Origin of the sequence: Rhizobium sp. TRM96647 (genome assembly GCF_025780115.1) — a bacterium.
GTDB lineage: Bacteria > Pseudomonadota > Alphaproteobacteria > Rhizobiales > Rhizobiaceae > Mycoplana.
Window position 1 is genome coordinate 125336 of sequence record NZ_JAOXHF010000011.1, and the last position, 15303, is coordinate 140638.

The following is a 15303-nucleotide window of genomic DNA, read 5'->3' on the forward strand; positions in this document are numbered from 1 at the left end:
CTGCCAACAGCCGCACGTTTCCGCACGGCATGCCCCTAGCGCCTGCCGCGCGGCGGCCGCGTTCCCGGCTGGCGTCGGGATCCTGCGCGGTCACGCCGGCCGGCCTTGTGGAAGGAGCGCACGCCCGTCGGCATCTGGCGGCCCTCGCTCAACATCTCGAAGCGCAGCGCGCCCGCCAGCGGCACGGCTTCGGCCAGCCTGACCTGCACCTCGTCGCCGAGACGGTAGCCGAGCCCGGTCTTCTCGCCCGACAGCGCCTGGTGCGCCTCGTCGTAGATATAGTAGTCGCGCCCGAGCGTGGAAATGGGCACGAAGCCGTCGGCGCCATAGGCGGGCAGCACGATGAACAGCCCGGCCTTGGTGACGCCGGAGACGCGGCCTGCGAATTCCTCGCCGATGCGGCCGGCGAGATGGTGGGCGATCAGCCGGTCCACCGTGTCGCGCTCGGCCGCCATGGCGCGCCGCTCGAAGGTGGAGATCTCGGCGGCGATGTCGTCAAGTGCTGCCTCCTCCTCCATGGTGATGCCGCCTTCGCCGAGCTTGAGCGAGGCCACCAGCGCGCGATGCACGATCAGGTCGGCATAGCGGCGGATCGGCGAGGTGAAGTGGGCGTACTTCATCAGGTTCAGGCCGAAATGGCCGATATTGTCAGGGCTGTAGATCGCCTGGCTCTGCGAGCGCAGCACCATCTCGCTGACCATCTGCTGGAACGGCTTGTCCTCGGCCTTCTTCAGGATGCCGTTGAAATGGTTGGCGCGCATGTTGCCGCCCTTGGCGAGCGAGATGTCGAGCGTGCCGAGAAACTCGCGCAGCGTCTCCTGCTTGGAAAGCGAGGGCGCATCGTGCACGCGGTAGATCAGAGACTGCTGCCGCTTTTCCAGCGTCTCGGCGGCGGCGACGTTCGCCTGGATCATCATCTCCTCGATGAGCTTGTGCGCGTCGAGCCGCGGCGGCACGACCACGCGGTCGACGGTGCCGTCCTCCTTCAGCAGGATCTTGCGCTCGGGCATGTCGAGTTCCAGCGGCTGGCGCCGGTCGCGGCCGACCGTCAGCACGCGGTAGGCATGCCACAAGGGCTTCAGGATCGTCTCGAGGATCGGTCCGGTCTGGTCATCCGGCGCACCGTCGATCGCCGCCTGTGCCTGTTGATAGGAGAGCTTGGCCGCGCTCTTCATCATGATGCGATGGAAGGTGTGGCTCGCCTTGCGGCCCTCCTTGGAGAATACCATGCGCACGGCGAGTGCCGGGCGGTCGACGCCTTCCTTCAGCGAGCAGAGGTCGTTGGAGATCCGCTCCGGCAGCATCGGCACGACGCGGTCGGGGAAATAGACCGAGTTGCCGCGTTTCAGTGCCTCGCGGTCGAGCGCCGAACCGGGGCGGACGTAGTAGCTGACGTCGGCGATCGCCACGGTGACGATCACGCCGCCCGGGTTCTCGGGTGCCGTGTCGGCCTCGGCATAGACTGCGTCGTCATGGTCCTTGGCGTCGGCGGGGTCGATGGTGATCAGCGGCAGGTCGCGCCAGTCCTCGCGGTGCGCCATGGTGGCGGGACCGGCGTCGGCGGCTTCCTTCAGCACGCTGTCGGGGAAGACGTGCGGGATGCCGTGTGCATGGATCGCGATCATCGAGATCGCCTTTTCGGAGGCGACCGAGCCGATCACCGACTTTACCTGCGCCCGCGGCAGGCCGTAGCGGCCGATGCGGAGCACGTCGATCTCGACGAGGTCGCCGTCCTTGGCTCCTGCCGTGAAATCGCTGTCGACGGCAAGTTCCTCGCCGCGCTTGTCGATCGGCAGGATCCGGCCGCCGCCGTCCGGCATGGCGCGGAACACGCCCATGCCGGCATTCTTGCGCTTGTCGAGGACCTTGATGACGCGGGCCGTGTAGGCCGGGCCGCCACGGTCCTTGGCCGGGAAGATCTTGGCCAGAACCCGGTCGCCGAGGCCCGCGACCGGCGCCTTGCCGGCCGACTTGCCGACGCTCGGCTGGCGGATCGTCACGGCCGGCGCCACGCCGAGGTCGTCCAGCCATTCGGCCGGCCGGCCGATGAGATCGCCGGTGACGTCGCGGGTGGTGATGTCGAGCACGGTGACGGGGGGGAGGGCGCCAGGACGGACCAGCGACTTGCGCCGCTTCGAAAGCAGGCCTTCTTCCTCGAAGCTCTTCAGGATCTGCTTCAACTCGACCCGCTTTTCGCCCTTGAGCCCGAATTCCTTGGAGATTTCGCGCTTGGAGGCCTTGTCCGGATGTTCGGTGATGAAGCGCAGCAGCACCTCGCGCGGCGGGATTTCGCCGTGGATCAGCGGGATATCGGCACCCGGCGGCAGGTCGCGGCCGGGACGCTTGCTCTGCCTCGACCGGTCGCGCGGGTCATGCGTCATTCGTCTACCTTCTTGGCGCTTGCCTTCCGGGGCTTCGCTGCAGCCTTGGCCTTCGTGCCGGCGGCCTTCTTCGTCGTCTTCGCCTTCGTGGTCTTCTCGCCGTCCGTCTTGGCGGCCGCGGTCTTCGCCTTGGCGGTCTTGGCCTTGCCCTTGGCGCCGCCGCCCTTGCCGGCCTTCTCGGCGATCAAAACCAGCGCCTCCTCGAGCGTCACGGCCTGCGCATCCTTGCCTTTCGGCAGCGTCGCATTGACCTTGCCCCAGTTGACATAGGGGCCGTAGCGGCCGTCGCGCACGGTGATCGGCCCGCCGTCGGGATGGTCGCCGAGCGCCTTCAGCGCCGCCGGCGTGCCGCCGCGGCCGCGGCCGCCGCCCTTGCTCTGCTTGTCGGCCAGCACCGAGACGGCGCGGTTGAGGCCGATCGAGAACACGTCCTCGATGCTTTCCACATTGGCATAGGTGCCGTCATGCAGCACGAATGGCCCGTAGCGGCCGAGCCCCGACGAGATCATCTTGCCCGTCTCGGGATGGGCGCCGATATCGCGCGGCAGCGACAGCAGCGCCACCGCCTTCTCATGGTCGATGCTGTCGGGCGCCCAGCCCTTGGGCAGGCTCGAGCGCTTGGCCTCCTTGCCGTCGCCGCGCTGGACATAGGGGCCGAAGCGGCCGGAGCGCAGCGTGATCTCCTCGCCGGTGTGCGGATCCTTACCGAGCGCCTTCGGCTCGTTGGAGACCTGGCCCTCGCCATTGGCCGCTTCCGCGCCGAAGGGGCGGGTGTAGCGGCATTCGGGATAATTGGAGCAGCCGATGAAGGCGCCGCTGCCGCGGCCGAGCTTCAAGGACAGCTTGCCCGTCCCGCAGGAGGGGCAGGCGCGCGGATCGCCGCCATCCTCGCGCTTGGGGAAGGCAAGCGGTGCGAGGATCTCGTTCAGCGCATCCAGCACGTTGGTGACGCGCAGTACCTTGGTGTCGTCGATCTGGGCGATGAAGTCCCGCCAGAAGTCGCGCAGCACGTCCTTCCAGTTCAGTTCGCCGGCCGAGATCTGGTCGAGCTTCTCTTCCAGGGACGCGGTGAAGTCGTATTCGACATAGCGGGTGAAGAAGCTTTCGAGGAAAGCCGTCACCAGCCGTCCCTTGGCCTCGGGGATCAGCTTGCGCTTGTCGATCGTGACATATTCGCGATCGCTGAGCGTCTTCAGCGTCGCCGAATAGGTGGAGGGCCGGCCGATGCCGAGTTCTTCCATCTTCTTGATCAGCGAGGCTTCGGAATAGCGCGGCGGCGGCTCGGTGAAGTGCTGGGTGGCGTTGATCTTCTGCTTGGCGAGGGCTTCGCGCGCATTGATCTCCGGCAGGCGGCCGTCGTCGTCGCCGTCGTCCGACTGCTCGCCGTCCTCCTTCTGGTCCGTGTAGGCGGCGATGAAGCCGTCGAAGCGGATGACGGAACCCGTGGCGCGCAGGCCCGCATGCTTGCCGCCATTGTCCGCATCGATCTCGACGGTGGTGCGCTCGATCTCGGCCGACGCCATCTGGCTGGCGATGGCACGCTTCCAGATCAGGTCGTAGAGCCGCGCCTGGTCCGGGTCGAGGAACCGGCGGACCTGATCGGGCACGCGGTTGAAATCGGTCGGCCGCACCGCCTCGTGCGCTTCCTGGGCGTTCTTCGCCTTGGTGGAGTAGAAGCGCGCCTTTTCCGGCACGTAGCGGTCGCCGAACTGGTCGCCGATGGCACGGCGGGCCGCATCGATCGCTTCGGGCGCCATCTGCACGCCGTCGGTACGCATGTAGGTGATGAGACCGACGGTCTCGCCGCCGATGTCGACACCCTCGTAAAGCCGCTGCGCCACCTGCATGGTGCGCGAAGAGGAGAAGCCGAGCTTGGAGGAGGCCGCCTGCTGCAGCGTCGAGGTGGTAAACGGCGGCGCCGGATTGCGCCGCGTCGGCTTGGCCTCGACGCTTTCGACGCGATAGGCCGCGCCCTCGAGGAGGTCCTTCAGCCGGTTGGCTTCCTCGCCGTTGCCGACTGCGCGGGGTGGCAGGCGCTTGCCGTCGGCCGAGACGAGCTTCGCCTCGAACTCGTCGCCGCGCGGCGTCTTCAGGAGCGCCGACAAGTTCCAGTATTCCTCGGATACGAAACGCTCGATCTCGGCCTCGCGGTCGCAGACGAGCCTCAGCGTCACCGACTGCACGCGGCCGGCCGACCGCGCGCCAGGCAACTTGCGCCACAGCACCGGCGACAGGTTGAAGCCGACGAGGTAGTCCAGCGCGCGGCGGGCGAGATAGGCATCGACCAGCGACATGTCGATGTCGCGCGGCGCCTTCATCGCGTCGAGCACCGCCGATTTGGTGATGGCGTTGAAGACGACGCGCTTGACCGGCTTGTCGCCGATCACCTTCTTCTTCCGCAGAAGGTCCAGCACGTGCCAGGAGATCGCTTCGCCCTCGCGATCCGGGTCGGTCGCAAGGATCAGGCCGTCGGAGGATTTTACCGCGTCGGCGATGTCCTTCATGCGCTTGGCTGCGGAGCTGTCGACCTCCCAGGACATTTCGAAGTCCTCGTCGGGACGCACGGATCCATCCTTGGCCGGCAGGTCGCGAACGTGGCCGACGGAGGCGAGTACCTTGTAGCCCGAACCCAGATACTTGTTGATCGTCTTGGCCTTGGCAGGCGATTCCACCACTACAACATTCATCGTCGTTCTCTGTGCCGGGGGCCGTTCCCGGCGGGATGGCCCTTCTGATTAGCGATGCGCGCCGGCGTTGTCTTGGCCCTCGAAATGAACAGGGAAAACGTCCCGGTCAAGAGGAAGGGCCAAAATAACTGGCGTTCAGGGTATGCAACCTAAGAGGGTTCTTGAGTGTGTTGCAATTTAAAATAAAGGTTGTATCGTCTTCAGGGAGTGAAAGCTGCGGCGATGATGTGCGGCTGCGCAACGGTATTCGGACAGGATGTGGAAATGAATACCAAACCCATCATTGCGGCGCCTCCCACCGGACGGACGCAGGAGAACGTGGCCTATATTCGCCAGATGCTCGGCGAGCTTCGCGCCGTCGCCGACATGGAGGGCGCGGAGATGCTGCGCTACCTGATCGAGATGGCCTATGTCGAGGCGGGGGACATTCATGCGGGCGTGCGGCCGCTGTCAATCGGCGGCGATCGAGACAAGGCCGCCGGGGTGCCGGTGAAGGCGGCCGGCAAGATCCAGTTCTAGCAGTACGAGGTAGACGCTCGCGGCCGGCAGTTCCGTGTGACGGATGATTTCGTCGATCTCGACGGGCGTGGGGCCGAGCGCGGAGGCGATCCGGCCGCGGTCGCCGTCGCTGGGAGGCAGGGTGACGTCCTCCCGTGGCGGCTCGTCGGCGCCGACCGGGCCTGCAAACAGGTCCGGTTCGCGCAGCGGCGCCAGTGCATCCAGGATGTCGGCCGCCCCCGTCGTCACGATCGCCCCATCCTTCAACAGGGCATTCGTCCCGTGGGCACGCGGATCCAGCGGCGAACCGGGCACGGAAAAGACGAGGCGGCCGAAATCGGCGGCATTGCGGGCGGTGATCAGCGAGCCGGAGCGGTTGGCGGCTTCGACGACCACGAGCCCCAGGCCGATGCCGGCGATCAGCCGGTTGCGGCGCGGAAAATCGCGCGCCCTCGGCTCCCAGCCGAACGGCATCTCGCTGACGGCGAGGCCGTTGCCGGAGGCGATCTCCTCCAGGAGCCCGACGTTCTCGGGCGGGTAGGGCTTGTCGAGGCCGCCTGCCAGCGCCGCGATCGTGCCCGTGGCAAGGCTGGCGCGGTGGGCGGCCGTGTCGATCCCCCGGGCGAGCCCGGAGACGACGGCATAGCCGGCGGCGCCGAGGTCCCTTGCCAGCATGCCGGCGAACTTTGCGCCAGCAATCGATGCGTTGCGGGAGCCGACGATGCCGACGGCGGGGTCCGAGGCGATCTTCCGGTTGCCCTTCGTCGCCAGCAGCGGCGGCGCACCGTCGATCTTGCGCAGGAGTGCGGGATAGTCCGGCTCGCCGATGCCGACGAAGGCCGCACCGTGCCGCTCCGCCATGTCGAGCTCGCGCTCGGCGTCGGCGCGGCTCGCGATCCGGATCGCCCGGACGGCGCCGCCGCGGCGCGAAAGCTCCGGCAGCATCTCCAGCGCCGCCTCGGCCGTGCCGAAATGGTTGATCAGGTCGCGGAAGGTGACCGGGCCGACATTGTCGCTGCGGATCAGCCGCAGCCAGGCGATCCTCTGTCTGTCCGAAAGCGCGATTCCCTGCCTGCCTGCGCCCTCGGACATTTGCCCCTCTTGTCCTAGCCCTTGCTGCCGATCCTGCTCTCGGTGCCGTTGATCAGGCGCACGATGTTGGCGCGGTGCTTCCACCACGAGATCGCGCTCATGACGGCGAACAGCAGTGCAACCTTCTCGTTCCCCGAAAACCACAATACAACCGGAGTGGCGACCATTGCAACCAGGGCGGAAAGGGAGGAGTAGCGGCTGATGAAGGCGACCGCGAGCCAGATCGCGGCGAAGACGGCCAGCATGAACGGAACCAGACCGAGCAGCACGCCGAGATAGGTGGCGACCCCCTTGCCGCCCTTGAAGCCGAGCCAGGCGGGATAGAGGTGGCCGAGGAAGGCGGCAAGGCCGGCGGCGATGCCGGCGTCCAGCCCCCATCGCGAGGCGATCGTCGCCGCGGTCGTCCCCTTCAGCGCATCCAGCAGCAGCGTGGCGGCGGCGAGTTTCCTGTTGCCGGTGCGCAGTACGTTGGTGGCGCCGATATTGCCGGATCCGATCTGCCGCACGTCGCCGAGCCCGGCCATCCGGGTCAGGATCAGGCCGAAGGGAATGGAGCCCAGAAGATAGCCGAAGGCGAGGCTCAGAAGCGTCGGCAGCGCTGCAAGCTGCCAGGTCAGGATGTCAGACACTCTAGTGTTTCCCCCGAGATTGCCGATCTGTCGTGTCTTGCCGCAGCCTTGCGATGCCCCTCATCCGGCTGCCGCCATTTTCTCCCCGTGAACGGGGAGAAGGACGCTGGTGGTGACGCCTCGCCACAAGATAACTGCGGCGGTTCCGCGTCGTCCCTTCTCCCCGTTCACGGGGGGAAGGTGCCCGGCAGGGCGGATGAGGGGCCGTTGCCCTTGATCCGCGTCAGCCGTTACCGCCCGGTATGCACGAGCTTGCCCGCAACATAGGTGCTGACCGCGCGTCCCGTAAAGCGGGCATCCTCGAACGGGGTGTTCTTGGAGCGCGAGACGAAGCGGTCCTTGGTGGCGAGCCATGGTTCGTCGATGTCGATCAGCACGATGTCGGCGACCGCGCCGGCCTTCAGGCTGCCGGCGTCGAGGCCGAAGATCCGGGCGGGGCGGGTCGACATGGCGTCGATCAGGCGCGTCAGCGAGACCTCGCCGCTGTGATGCAGGCGAAGCGCTGCGGGAAGCATCGTTTCCAGCCCGATCGCCCCGTCGGCCGCCTCCGCAAAGGGCAGCCGCTTGGTGTCGACGTCCTGCGGATCGTGCGAGGAGACAATAATATCGATGGTGCCGTCGGCGAGCGCCTGCACCATGGCGTTGCGGTCGTCCTCGCCGCGCAGGGGTGGCGAGAGCTTGAAGAAGGTCCGGTATTCGCCGATGTCGTTCTCATTCAGCGTCAGGTGGTTGACCGAGATGCCGCAGGTGACGTTGGCGCCGCGGGTGCGGGCCACCCGTATCGCCTCGGCCGATTCCGGCACCGAGATCTGGGCGGCGTGGTAGGCCGCACGCGTCAGGGTGGCGAGCCGCAGGTCGCGTTCCAGCGGGATGACCTCCGCCTCGCGCGGCGTGCCCGACAGGCCGAGCCAGCTTGCGAGCAGTCCCTCGTTCATCACCCCGCCGGCGCCGAGGTGTTCGTCGCGGGTCTCGAGCGCGATCACCGCGCCGAACTCGCGGGCATAGGTCATCGCCCGGCGCAGCACCTGCGCGTCGTGGATCGCCTGACGGCCGTTGGTGAAGGCGACGGCGCCGGCTTCCCGCAACAGGCCGAACTCCGTCATCTCGGTGCCGGCCAGGCCCTTGGTCAGGGCGGCGGCCGGATGCACATGCACCAGCGCCTTGTCGCGCGCCGTCTTCAGCACGTATTCGACCAGCGCGATGTCGTCGATCACCGGATCGGTGTCGGGCATCATGATGAAGGTCGTAATCCCGCCCGCGGCCGCCGCGCGCGATGCGGATTCGATCGTCTCGCGGTGCTCGGCGCCCGGTTCGCCGACGAACACCCGGCCATCGACCAGACCGGGTGCTGCGACGAGGCCGGTGCCGTCGACGATGTCGGCGTCCTCGGGCGCGCCCTGGTTCTGCGCCGCCTTGCCGGCAGCCGCGATCCTGCCGTCCTTGACGACGATCGTGCCGGTCTCGTCCATGCCTTGCGAGGGATCGATGATACGGACATTCTTGATGACGGTCGGGCGGGTCATGCGCGCGATCCCTGGTTTTGCGAGACGTTCTGCGAGACGAGGAGGGTTTCCATCACCGCCATGCGGACGGCGACGCCCATCTCCACCTGCTGTTCGATGACGCTCTGGGGACCGTCGGCGATCTCCGAGGCGATTTCCACGCCCCGGTTCATCGGGCCGGGGTGCATTACCAGCGCATCCTCCCTGGCCGCCTTCAGCTTCTCGGCGTCGAGCCCGAAATAGCGGAAGTACTCGCGCACCGAGGGCACGAAGGCGCCCGACATGCGCTCGCGCTGCAGCCTGAGCATCATCACCACGTCGGCGTCCTTCAGGCCTTCTTCCATCGAATGGTAGACCTCCGCGCCCATCTGGGCGATGCCGTTCGGCAGCAGCGTCGCCGGCGCCACGACCCGGACGCGGGCACCCATCGCATTGAGCAAAAGGATGTTGGAGCGGGCAACGCGCGAATGCAGCACGTCGCCGCAGATGGCGACGATGATACGCGACAGCTTGCCCTTGGCGCGGCGGATCGTCAGTGCGTCGAGCAGCGCCTGGGTGGGATGCTCGTGCTGCCCGTCGCCGGCGTTGACGACCGAGCAGGACACCTTCTGGGCGAGCAGGGCGGCCGCACCGGCAGACGAGTGGCGCACCACGAGCACGTCCGGGTGCATGGCGTTCAGCGTCATCGCCGTGTCGATCAGCGTCTCGCCCTTCTTCACCGAGGAATTGCCGACCGACATGTTCATCACGTCCGCGCCGAGCCGTTTCCCGGCGAGTTCGAAGGAGGACTGCGTCCGCGTCGAGGCTTCGAAGAACAGGTTGATCTGGGTGAGGCCCCGCAATGTCGAGGTCTTCTTTTCCCGCTGCCGGCTGATCTCGACGGCCGCGTCCGCCTTGTCGAGCAGGAAGTTGATTTCCGGCTCGGTCAATCCCTTGATGCCGAGCAGGTGGCGATGCGGAAAGGAATCCATGGGGGTCGCCTCGATGTCGTGAATACGCGGGGTCTATAGAGGCTATGCCGCCATGCGGCAAGGCGGCCGCACCGCCCGGCCGGCGGATCGCGTTTGTTTTCAAGCATTCTTTCGGGGTACGGCGGTTGCGTCCCCGTTTCGCGGGCCGCGCAGTTAGGATAGAACGCCAGCATGACTCAGATGACCCGGACCGAACAAGCTCTTGCAGACCTGAACCAGCCGAAGCTGTGGACGGGCATCAACGCCTACCGGTCCGATCCGCTGCTCGTCGACGGCACGGCCGCGCTGCCCAAGGGCCTGCGGGACGAGTTCGACGCGCTCGGCCGCTACGTGACGGCCCCCGAGGCGCAGGAACTGGCGCGGATGGCCAACGAATCGCCGCCGCAGCTGCGAACGCACGGCCCGCGCGGCGAGCGCCTCGACGTGGTCGATTTCCATCCGGCATGGCACGCGCTGATGCGCCGCTCGATGGGCAACGGCCTGCATTCGTCGATCTGGGAGAACCTTCCCGACGAAAAGGGCAGGGCACACAAGGCGCGCGCCGTCCGCTTCTATCTTTCGGCACAGCTCGAATGCGGCCATCTCTGCCCGCTGACGATGACGAGCGCCTCGGTCGCTGCCATTTCCGCTTCGCCGGTGGTGCAGCGCGAATGGGCCGGCCGTATCCTGTCGCGCAAGTACGACAGCACCAACCGTCCGGCCATGCAGAAGAGCGCCATCACCATCGGCATGGGCATGACGGAGAAGCAGGGCGGCACCGATGTGCGCGCCAACACCTCGACCGCCGAGCGGGTGGGGGAGGGCATCTACCGTCTCAGCGGCCACAAGTGGTTCATGTCGGCGCCGATGAGCGACGCCTTCGTTATGCTGGCGCAGACGCGCGACGGCATCGGTTGCTTCCTCGTCCCGCGCCTGCTGGAGGACGGAACCGCCAACGGGCTGCGCTTCCAGCGGCTGAAGGACAAGATCGGCAACCGCTCCAACGCATCGTCCGAGGTCGAGTTCACCGACACCTTCGGCTTCCTTCTCGGCGCGCCGGATGCCGGCATCCGCACCATCCTCGACATGGTGACACTGACCCGGCTCGATTGCGCGCTCGCTTCCAGCGGCATCATGCGCGCCTCGCTGGCGGAGGCCGTGCACCATGCGCGCGGGCGCAAGGTGTTCGGCAAGACGCTCGTCGAACAGCCGATCATGACGCGCGTGCTCGCCGACATGGCGCTCGACGTCGCCGCCGCCACCGCCCTGTCGCTGCGTCTCGCCGAGGCCTTCGACCGCGCGCCGGTCAGCGGCGACGAGGCGGCTTACGCCCGGGTGATGACGCCGGTGACGAAATACTGGTGCTGCAAGATCGCGCCGGCGCTGATCTACGAGGCGATGGAGTGCATCGGCGGCAGCGGCTATGTCGAGGAGCGCCCGATTGCCCGCCACTACCGCGAGGCCCCGGTCAATGCGATCTGGGAGGGCTCGGGCAACGTGATGGCACTGGACGTGCTGCGTGTGCTGTCGCGTGGCAAGGACCTGTTCGAATCCGTCTTCGCCGGCATCGCCCGCGACCTCGGCCCCTCGGGGCGCAAGACGGTCGAGGTGCTGCGCGCGGCGACCTCCTTGTGCGAGCGCGACGAGGGTGCGGCGCGCATGCTGGTCGAGCAACTGGCGCTTTCGGCCGCCGCTGCCGAACTGAACCGCATCGGCGCCGGACGCATCGCCGACGCCTTCCTCGAGACGCGGCTGGCCGCGGGCTGGCGCTCGACCTACGGCATGCTCGATTCGCGCTTCGATTCGGCCTACATCGTCGACCTGCTCTATCCGGCGGCGTAGGCGGTCAGCGTCAGCACCAGCGGAATGGTGAGGAACGACGCCGCCGTCTGCAGCGTCGCGACGGAGGCATAGAGCGGCGCGTCGCCGCCCATCTGCTTGGCCAGGAGATAGCCGTTCATCGCCGTCGGCACGCTGGCGCCGAGCGCGACCACGAGCAGCGCATTGCCCTCGATCCCGAGAAGCCACGCCGCGCTCACCATGACGAGCGGCATCGCGAACAGCTTCAGGGCGACGGAGATCAGGGCCGGCCCGCTCGGCCGCAGGGCATCGCCGACATGCAGGCCCGCGCCGACCATGATCAGGCCGAGGCTCAGCGAGGCTTCCGCCATCAGGTTGATCGTCTCCATCACCGGCGCATAGAGATGGATGCCGAGCAGGTTGAAGAGCGTTCCGAGCGCGGACGAGAGAATCAGCGGGTTCGTCAGGATCCGCACGAGGAAGCTGCGCACGTCGCGCGCGCCGCCGCCGAACCAGACGAGGATGCCGATATTGTAGAAATTGATCGGGATGATGATCAGCGTCATGATCAGCGCCAGCATCCCGATACCTTCCTGGCCGTAGAGCTTGCCCGCGGCGGCGAGCGCCATGAAGCCGTTCCAGCGCGTCGAGGTCTGGAAGACCGTGGTGAAGGAGGCGCGGGAAACGCCCGCCCTGCGAAACAGCGGCCAGGCGAGAAGGATCGCCGCCGACATCAGCGTCACCGCGCCGATCGAGGCGATGGAGAGCGCGCCCGCTTCCATGCCGGCGAAATCGGCCTGCGCGAGCGTGGCGAACAGGAGCGCCGGAAACAGGACGTAGAAGCCGAGCTGCTCCAGTCCCAGCCACAGCCCGTTGTCGATCTTCCGCCATCGTTTGAGCACGGTGCCGAGCATGACGAGCAGGAAGACAGAGATGATGCTTTCGAAGATGACGAGCATGGCAGGACCGGTATGCGAGACAATCGGCCTCTCATTTCACGGACGGGCGAAAACGGCAATCCTGAAGCTCGGCTTTGTCGACGGCGGCCTCTCTCTGATGGGCGCCGGCGCTGCGGCCGGGCAGGGGCATCGATGTGGAAATTAACCTTGATCCGGGGTTTCCGTTGCGCGCCCGCGGCGATCGATGGAAGGTGCCGTTATTAATGTCTTGTTAACCATCGGGGACGGCACGATGCCGAAATCGGTCCTGACCGCGGCCATGACGGCCTTCTTTGCAGCGCTGGCGCTGGACATTGCCGTGCCGGCGGCTGTGCTGCTCGGCCTGGTCGCCGTTCGTGAACTCGGGCTGGAATTCGGCGACGTCTTCATCGGCGAGGAGAGAACGGCATGAAGTGGTTCCTGATCCTCTGGGCCGGCCCGATCGCGCTGCTCGGCAGCTGGTACGGGCTGTCCTACTACGACATGAGCTTCGGCGTCTTCATGCTGACCCGCGACGCCCACGACCTCGTCTTCCGCATCTACGGCAACGTTCTGGGCCTGCCGCCGGAGACGATCCCGCCGCTCGTCGCGCGCGCCATCGCCGTCGACAGCCTGTTCGTCTTCGCCATCATCGCCTTCCGCAGGCGCAGGCAGATCGCCGCATGGTGGCGCCGCCGTCGTGCGGCCGGGCACGCGGCGTCCGCTCAGGACCTGCCGAGTGCCGAGAGCCTGTCGAGCGCGCCCTGAAGGATGAAGGAGGCTGCGGCCGAATCGATCCGCTCCGCCCGCTTCTTCCGCGACACGTCCATTTCTATGAGGGTCCGTTCGGCCGCGACCGTGGAAAGCCGCTCGTCCCAGTAGACGAAGGGGATGTCGGTTCGCTCGCTCATCGAGCGCACGAAGGCGCGTGTCGCCTGCACGCGCGGACCGGCGCTGCCGTCCATGTTGACAGGCAGGCCGATGACGAAGGCTGCGACCTTTTCCTGCTCGGCGAAGGAAAGCAGCGTCTCCGCGTCGATCCCGAACTTCACCCGCTTCAGCACCGGCCGCGGGGTCGCCAGCCGGCGTCCGAGGTCGGAGACCGAAAGGCCGATCGTCTTCGTGCCGAGGTCGAGGCCTGCGATCGGCTGGCGCGGTTCGAGGATGGCCGCAAGTTCTTCGATCGTCACCGTCGCCATGGCGGGCTCACCGTTTGCGGACGAATTCGGTGCGCAGCACCAGGCCCTTGACCGCCTCGTGGCGGCAGTCGATCTCCTCGGGATTGTCGGTGAGGCGGATCGACCTGATGACCGTGCCCTGCTTGAGGGTGGTGCTGGTGCCCTTGACCTTCAGGTCCTTGACGAGCGTGACGGCATCGCCGTCGGCAAGCAGGTTGCCGGCCGAATCGCGCGCTACCGGCTGCTTCGCGGCAGCCGCCGCGGCCACTTCGGAGGCCGGGCGCCAATCTCCCGTTGCTTCGTCGTAGACATACTCGTCGTCATCCGTGGCCATGCTTGTCTCCGTCAAGAAGCTTGGTTATTGCTGGAGCCAGGCGCATTGTCCGGACCGGGTTCCATGATCGTCGTGTGCCCGCCACCGATACGGCTTCCTCGACCCAAAGCGGGTCTTCTGCGCAACCGGGCTGTCGACATGCGCGCCATGCTCTATGTCATTTGATGGCAGAAGTACAACGGGAGAATATCATGAAGATCACCTGGCTCGGCCACGCCGCGTTCCGGATCGAGACGGGCAAGGCGAAGATCCTGATCGATCCGTTCTTCACTGGCAATCCCTCCTTCGATACCGGAAGGCGCAAGGAGGCGACCGCCGGCCTGACCCATATCCTGCTCACCCACGGCCACGGCGATCACGTCGGCGATACGGTCGCGATCGCCAAGGAGACGGGCGCCACGGTACTCGCCAATGCCGACCTCGCATCCTGGCTCGGCACGAAGGGGGTGAAGCGGCTCGAGGCGGGCAATACCGGCGGCACCATCCATTTCGACGGCTTCTCGACCACCTTCGTCAACGCGCTGCATTCCTCCGCGCAGGTCACCGAGGATGGCGTCTCCCATTCGCTCGGCAGCGCCAACGGCCTGGTCCTGCATTTCGAGGACGAGCCGACGCTCTACCACATGGGCGACACCGACATCTTCTCCGACATGGCGCTGGTGCATGAACTGCACGGACCGGAGATCGGCCTGGTGCCGATCGGCGACCGCTTCACCATGGGCGGTGCGGTGGCGGCGCTTGCCTGCCAGCGCTATTTCAAGTTCGGCACCGTCATCCCCTGCCACTACGGCTCCTTCCCGATCATCGACCAGACGGCCGACACCTTCGTGACCGCGATGGACGGGGCGAAGACCAAGGTCGAGGTGCCGAAGGTCGGCGAAGTCGTGTCGCGATAGAGACAGCGCCGCCCCGATCGCGTGCCTTCGAGAAACGTCTCTGCAAGGAGCTTCCGGCGCTCCCGCCGCCGGCAGCCGACATTCCCCCGTTGCGCAGCCGGGGCACTCTCATTATAGCGGGAGTGAAATTTCCGACCGGAGAATGCCGATGTCTGTCGATCTTGCCACCGTCAAGCGGGTGGCCCACCTTGCCCGTATCGCGGTCAGCGAAGAAGAAGCCCAGCGCATGATGGGCGAACTGAACGGCATCCTCGGCTTCGTCGAGCAACTGGGCGAGGTCGACGTATCAGGCGTCGAGCCCATGACCTCGGTGATGCCGATGGCCATGAAGGAACGGGACGACCGCGTCACCGACGGCGACAAGGCCGACGACGTCGTCGCCAATGCGCCCGTGTCCGACCGCAACTTCTTCCTCGTGCCGAAGGTCGTGGAGTAAGCC

Annotated in this window: 15 protein-coding genes; 6 read left to right on the forward strand and 9 right to left on the reverse strand. The window is 66.8% G+C overall.

Annotation, left to right across the window (positions count from 1 at the left end):
- Nucleotides 1–35 precede the first annotated feature (35 nt).
- Nucleotides 36–2381 carry a ribonuclease R gene (gene rnr / locus OCK02_RS18895; RefSeq protein ID WP_263814374.1) on the reverse strand — a complete coding sequence of 782 codons (2346 nt, stop codon included), beginning with the start codon at nt 2379–2381 and terminating at the stop codon, nt 36–38.
- Nucleotides 2378–5068, reverse strand: a complete 2691-nt coding sequence (topA, locus tag OCK02_RS18900) for a type I DNA topoisomerase (RefSeq protein ID WP_263814375.1) — start codon at nt 5066–5068, stop codon at nt 2378–2380. Before topA ends, rnr begins: the two co-directional genes overlap by 4 nt.
- 264 nt (nt 5069–5332) lie before the next feature.
- Here topA and OCK02_RS18905 point away from each other — a divergent pair, with 264 nt between their 5' ends.
- Entirely contained in the window at nt 5333–5587 is a 255-nt protein-coding gene (locus tag OCK02_RS18905; protein WP_263814376.1) for a hypothetical protein, read from the forward strand.
- On the opposite strand, the gene dprA is transcribed toward OCK02_RS18905, so the two are convergent.
- The 4 genes from dprA to OCK02_RS18925 form a co-directional block, all read right to left on the reverse strand.
- Nucleotides 5519–6658 (reverse strand): DNA-processing protein DprA, encoded by a 1140-nt coding sequence (gene dprA, locus OCK02_RS18910; RefSeq protein ID WP_263814377.1) that lies wholly within the window; start codon nt 6656–6658, stop codon nt 5519–5521. The genes OCK02_RS18905 and dprA overlap by 69 nt on opposite strands.
- Before the next feature lie 14 nt (nt 6659–6672).
- On the reverse strand, nt 6673–7287 hold the full coding sequence (gene plsY / locus OCK02_RS18915) for a glycerol-3-phosphate 1-O-acyltransferase PlsY (RefSeq protein ID WP_263814378.1): 615 nt from the start codon (nt 7285–7287) through the stop codon (nt 6673–6675).
- A 230-nt stretch (nt 7288–7517) separates the two neighbouring features.
- The gene (locus tag OCK02_RS18920; RefSeq protein ID WP_263814379.1) at nt 7518–8810 is read right to left on the reverse strand and encodes a dihydroorotase; all 1293 of its coding nucleotides are present in this window, start codon (nt 8808–8810) and stop codon (nt 7518–7520) included.
- Nucleotides 8807–9760: an aspartate carbamoyltransferase catalytic subunit gene (locus OCK02_RS18925; RefSeq protein ID WP_263814380.1), complete on the reverse strand. Its 954-nt coding sequence runs from the start codon at nt 9758–9760 to the stop codon at nt 8807–8809. Before OCK02_RS18925 ends, OCK02_RS18920 begins: the two co-directional genes overlap by 4 nt.
- 171 nt (nt 9761–9931) lie before the next feature.
- Here OCK02_RS18925 and OCK02_RS18930 point away from each other — a divergent pair, with 171 nt between their 5' ends.
- Entirely contained in the window at nt 9932–11581 is a 1650-nt protein-coding gene (locus OCK02_RS18930) for an acyl-CoA dehydrogenase family protein (RefSeq protein ID WP_263814381.1), read from the forward strand.
- Here OCK02_RS18930 and OCK02_RS18935 read toward each other — a convergent pair.
- Nucleotides 11566–12498, reverse strand: coding sequence for an AEC family transporter (locus OCK02_RS18935; RefSeq protein ID WP_263814382.1), 933 nt, complete (start codon nt 12496–12498; stop codon nt 11566–11568). The genes OCK02_RS18930 and OCK02_RS18935 overlap by 16 nt on opposite strands.
- A 232-nt stretch (nt 12499–12730) precedes the next feature.
- On the opposite strand from OCK02_RS18935, the gene OCK02_RS18940 reads away from it, so the two are divergent.
- Nucleotides 12731–12889, forward strand: coding sequence for a hypothetical protein (locus tag OCK02_RS18940; RefSeq protein WP_263814383.1), 159 nt, complete (start codon nt 12731–12733; stop codon nt 12887–12889).
- Nucleotides 12886–13224: a DUF6105 family protein gene (locus OCK02_RS18945; protein ID WP_263814384.1), complete on the forward strand. Its 339-nt coding sequence runs from the start codon at nt 12886–12888 to the stop codon at nt 13222–13224. Before OCK02_RS18940 ends, OCK02_RS18945 begins: the two co-directional genes overlap by 4 nt.
- Here the strand turns inward: OCK02_RS18945 and ruvX are convergent.
- Together ruvX and OCK02_RS18955 are read right to left on the reverse strand one after the other, a co-directional pair.
- A complete protein-coding gene (ruvX, locus tag OCK02_RS18950) occupies nt 13182–13655 on the reverse strand; it encodes a Holliday junction resolvase RuvX (RefSeq protein ID WP_230803824.1) in 474 nt (157 codons plus the stop codon). The genes OCK02_RS18945 and ruvX overlap by 43 nt on opposite strands.
- A 7-nt stretch (nt 13656–13662) precedes the next feature.
- Complete coding sequence (locus tag OCK02_RS18955; protein WP_263814385.1) at nt 13663–13968, reverse strand: alkylphosphonate utilization protein; 306 nt, start codon at nt 13966–13968, stop codon at nt 13663–13665.
- A gap of 191 nt (nt 13969–14159) precedes the next feature.
- On the opposite strand from OCK02_RS18955, the gene OCK02_RS18960 reads away from it, so the two are divergent.
- Together OCK02_RS18960 and gatC are read left to right on the forward strand one after the other, a co-directional pair.
- Nucleotides 14160–14864: a metal-dependent hydrolase gene (locus OCK02_RS18960; protein ID WP_263814386.1), complete on the forward strand. Its 705-nt coding sequence runs from the start codon at nt 14160–14162 to the stop codon at nt 14862–14864.
- Nucleotides 14865–15012: 148 nt separating this feature from the next.
- Complete coding sequence (gene gatC, locus OCK02_RS18965) at nt 15013–15300, forward strand: Asp-tRNA(Asn)/Glu-tRNA(Gln) amidotransferase subunit GatC (RefSeq protein ID WP_230803840.1); 288 nt, start codon at nt 15013–15015, stop codon at nt 15298–15300.
- Nucleotides 15301–15303: the final 3 nt, after the last annotated feature.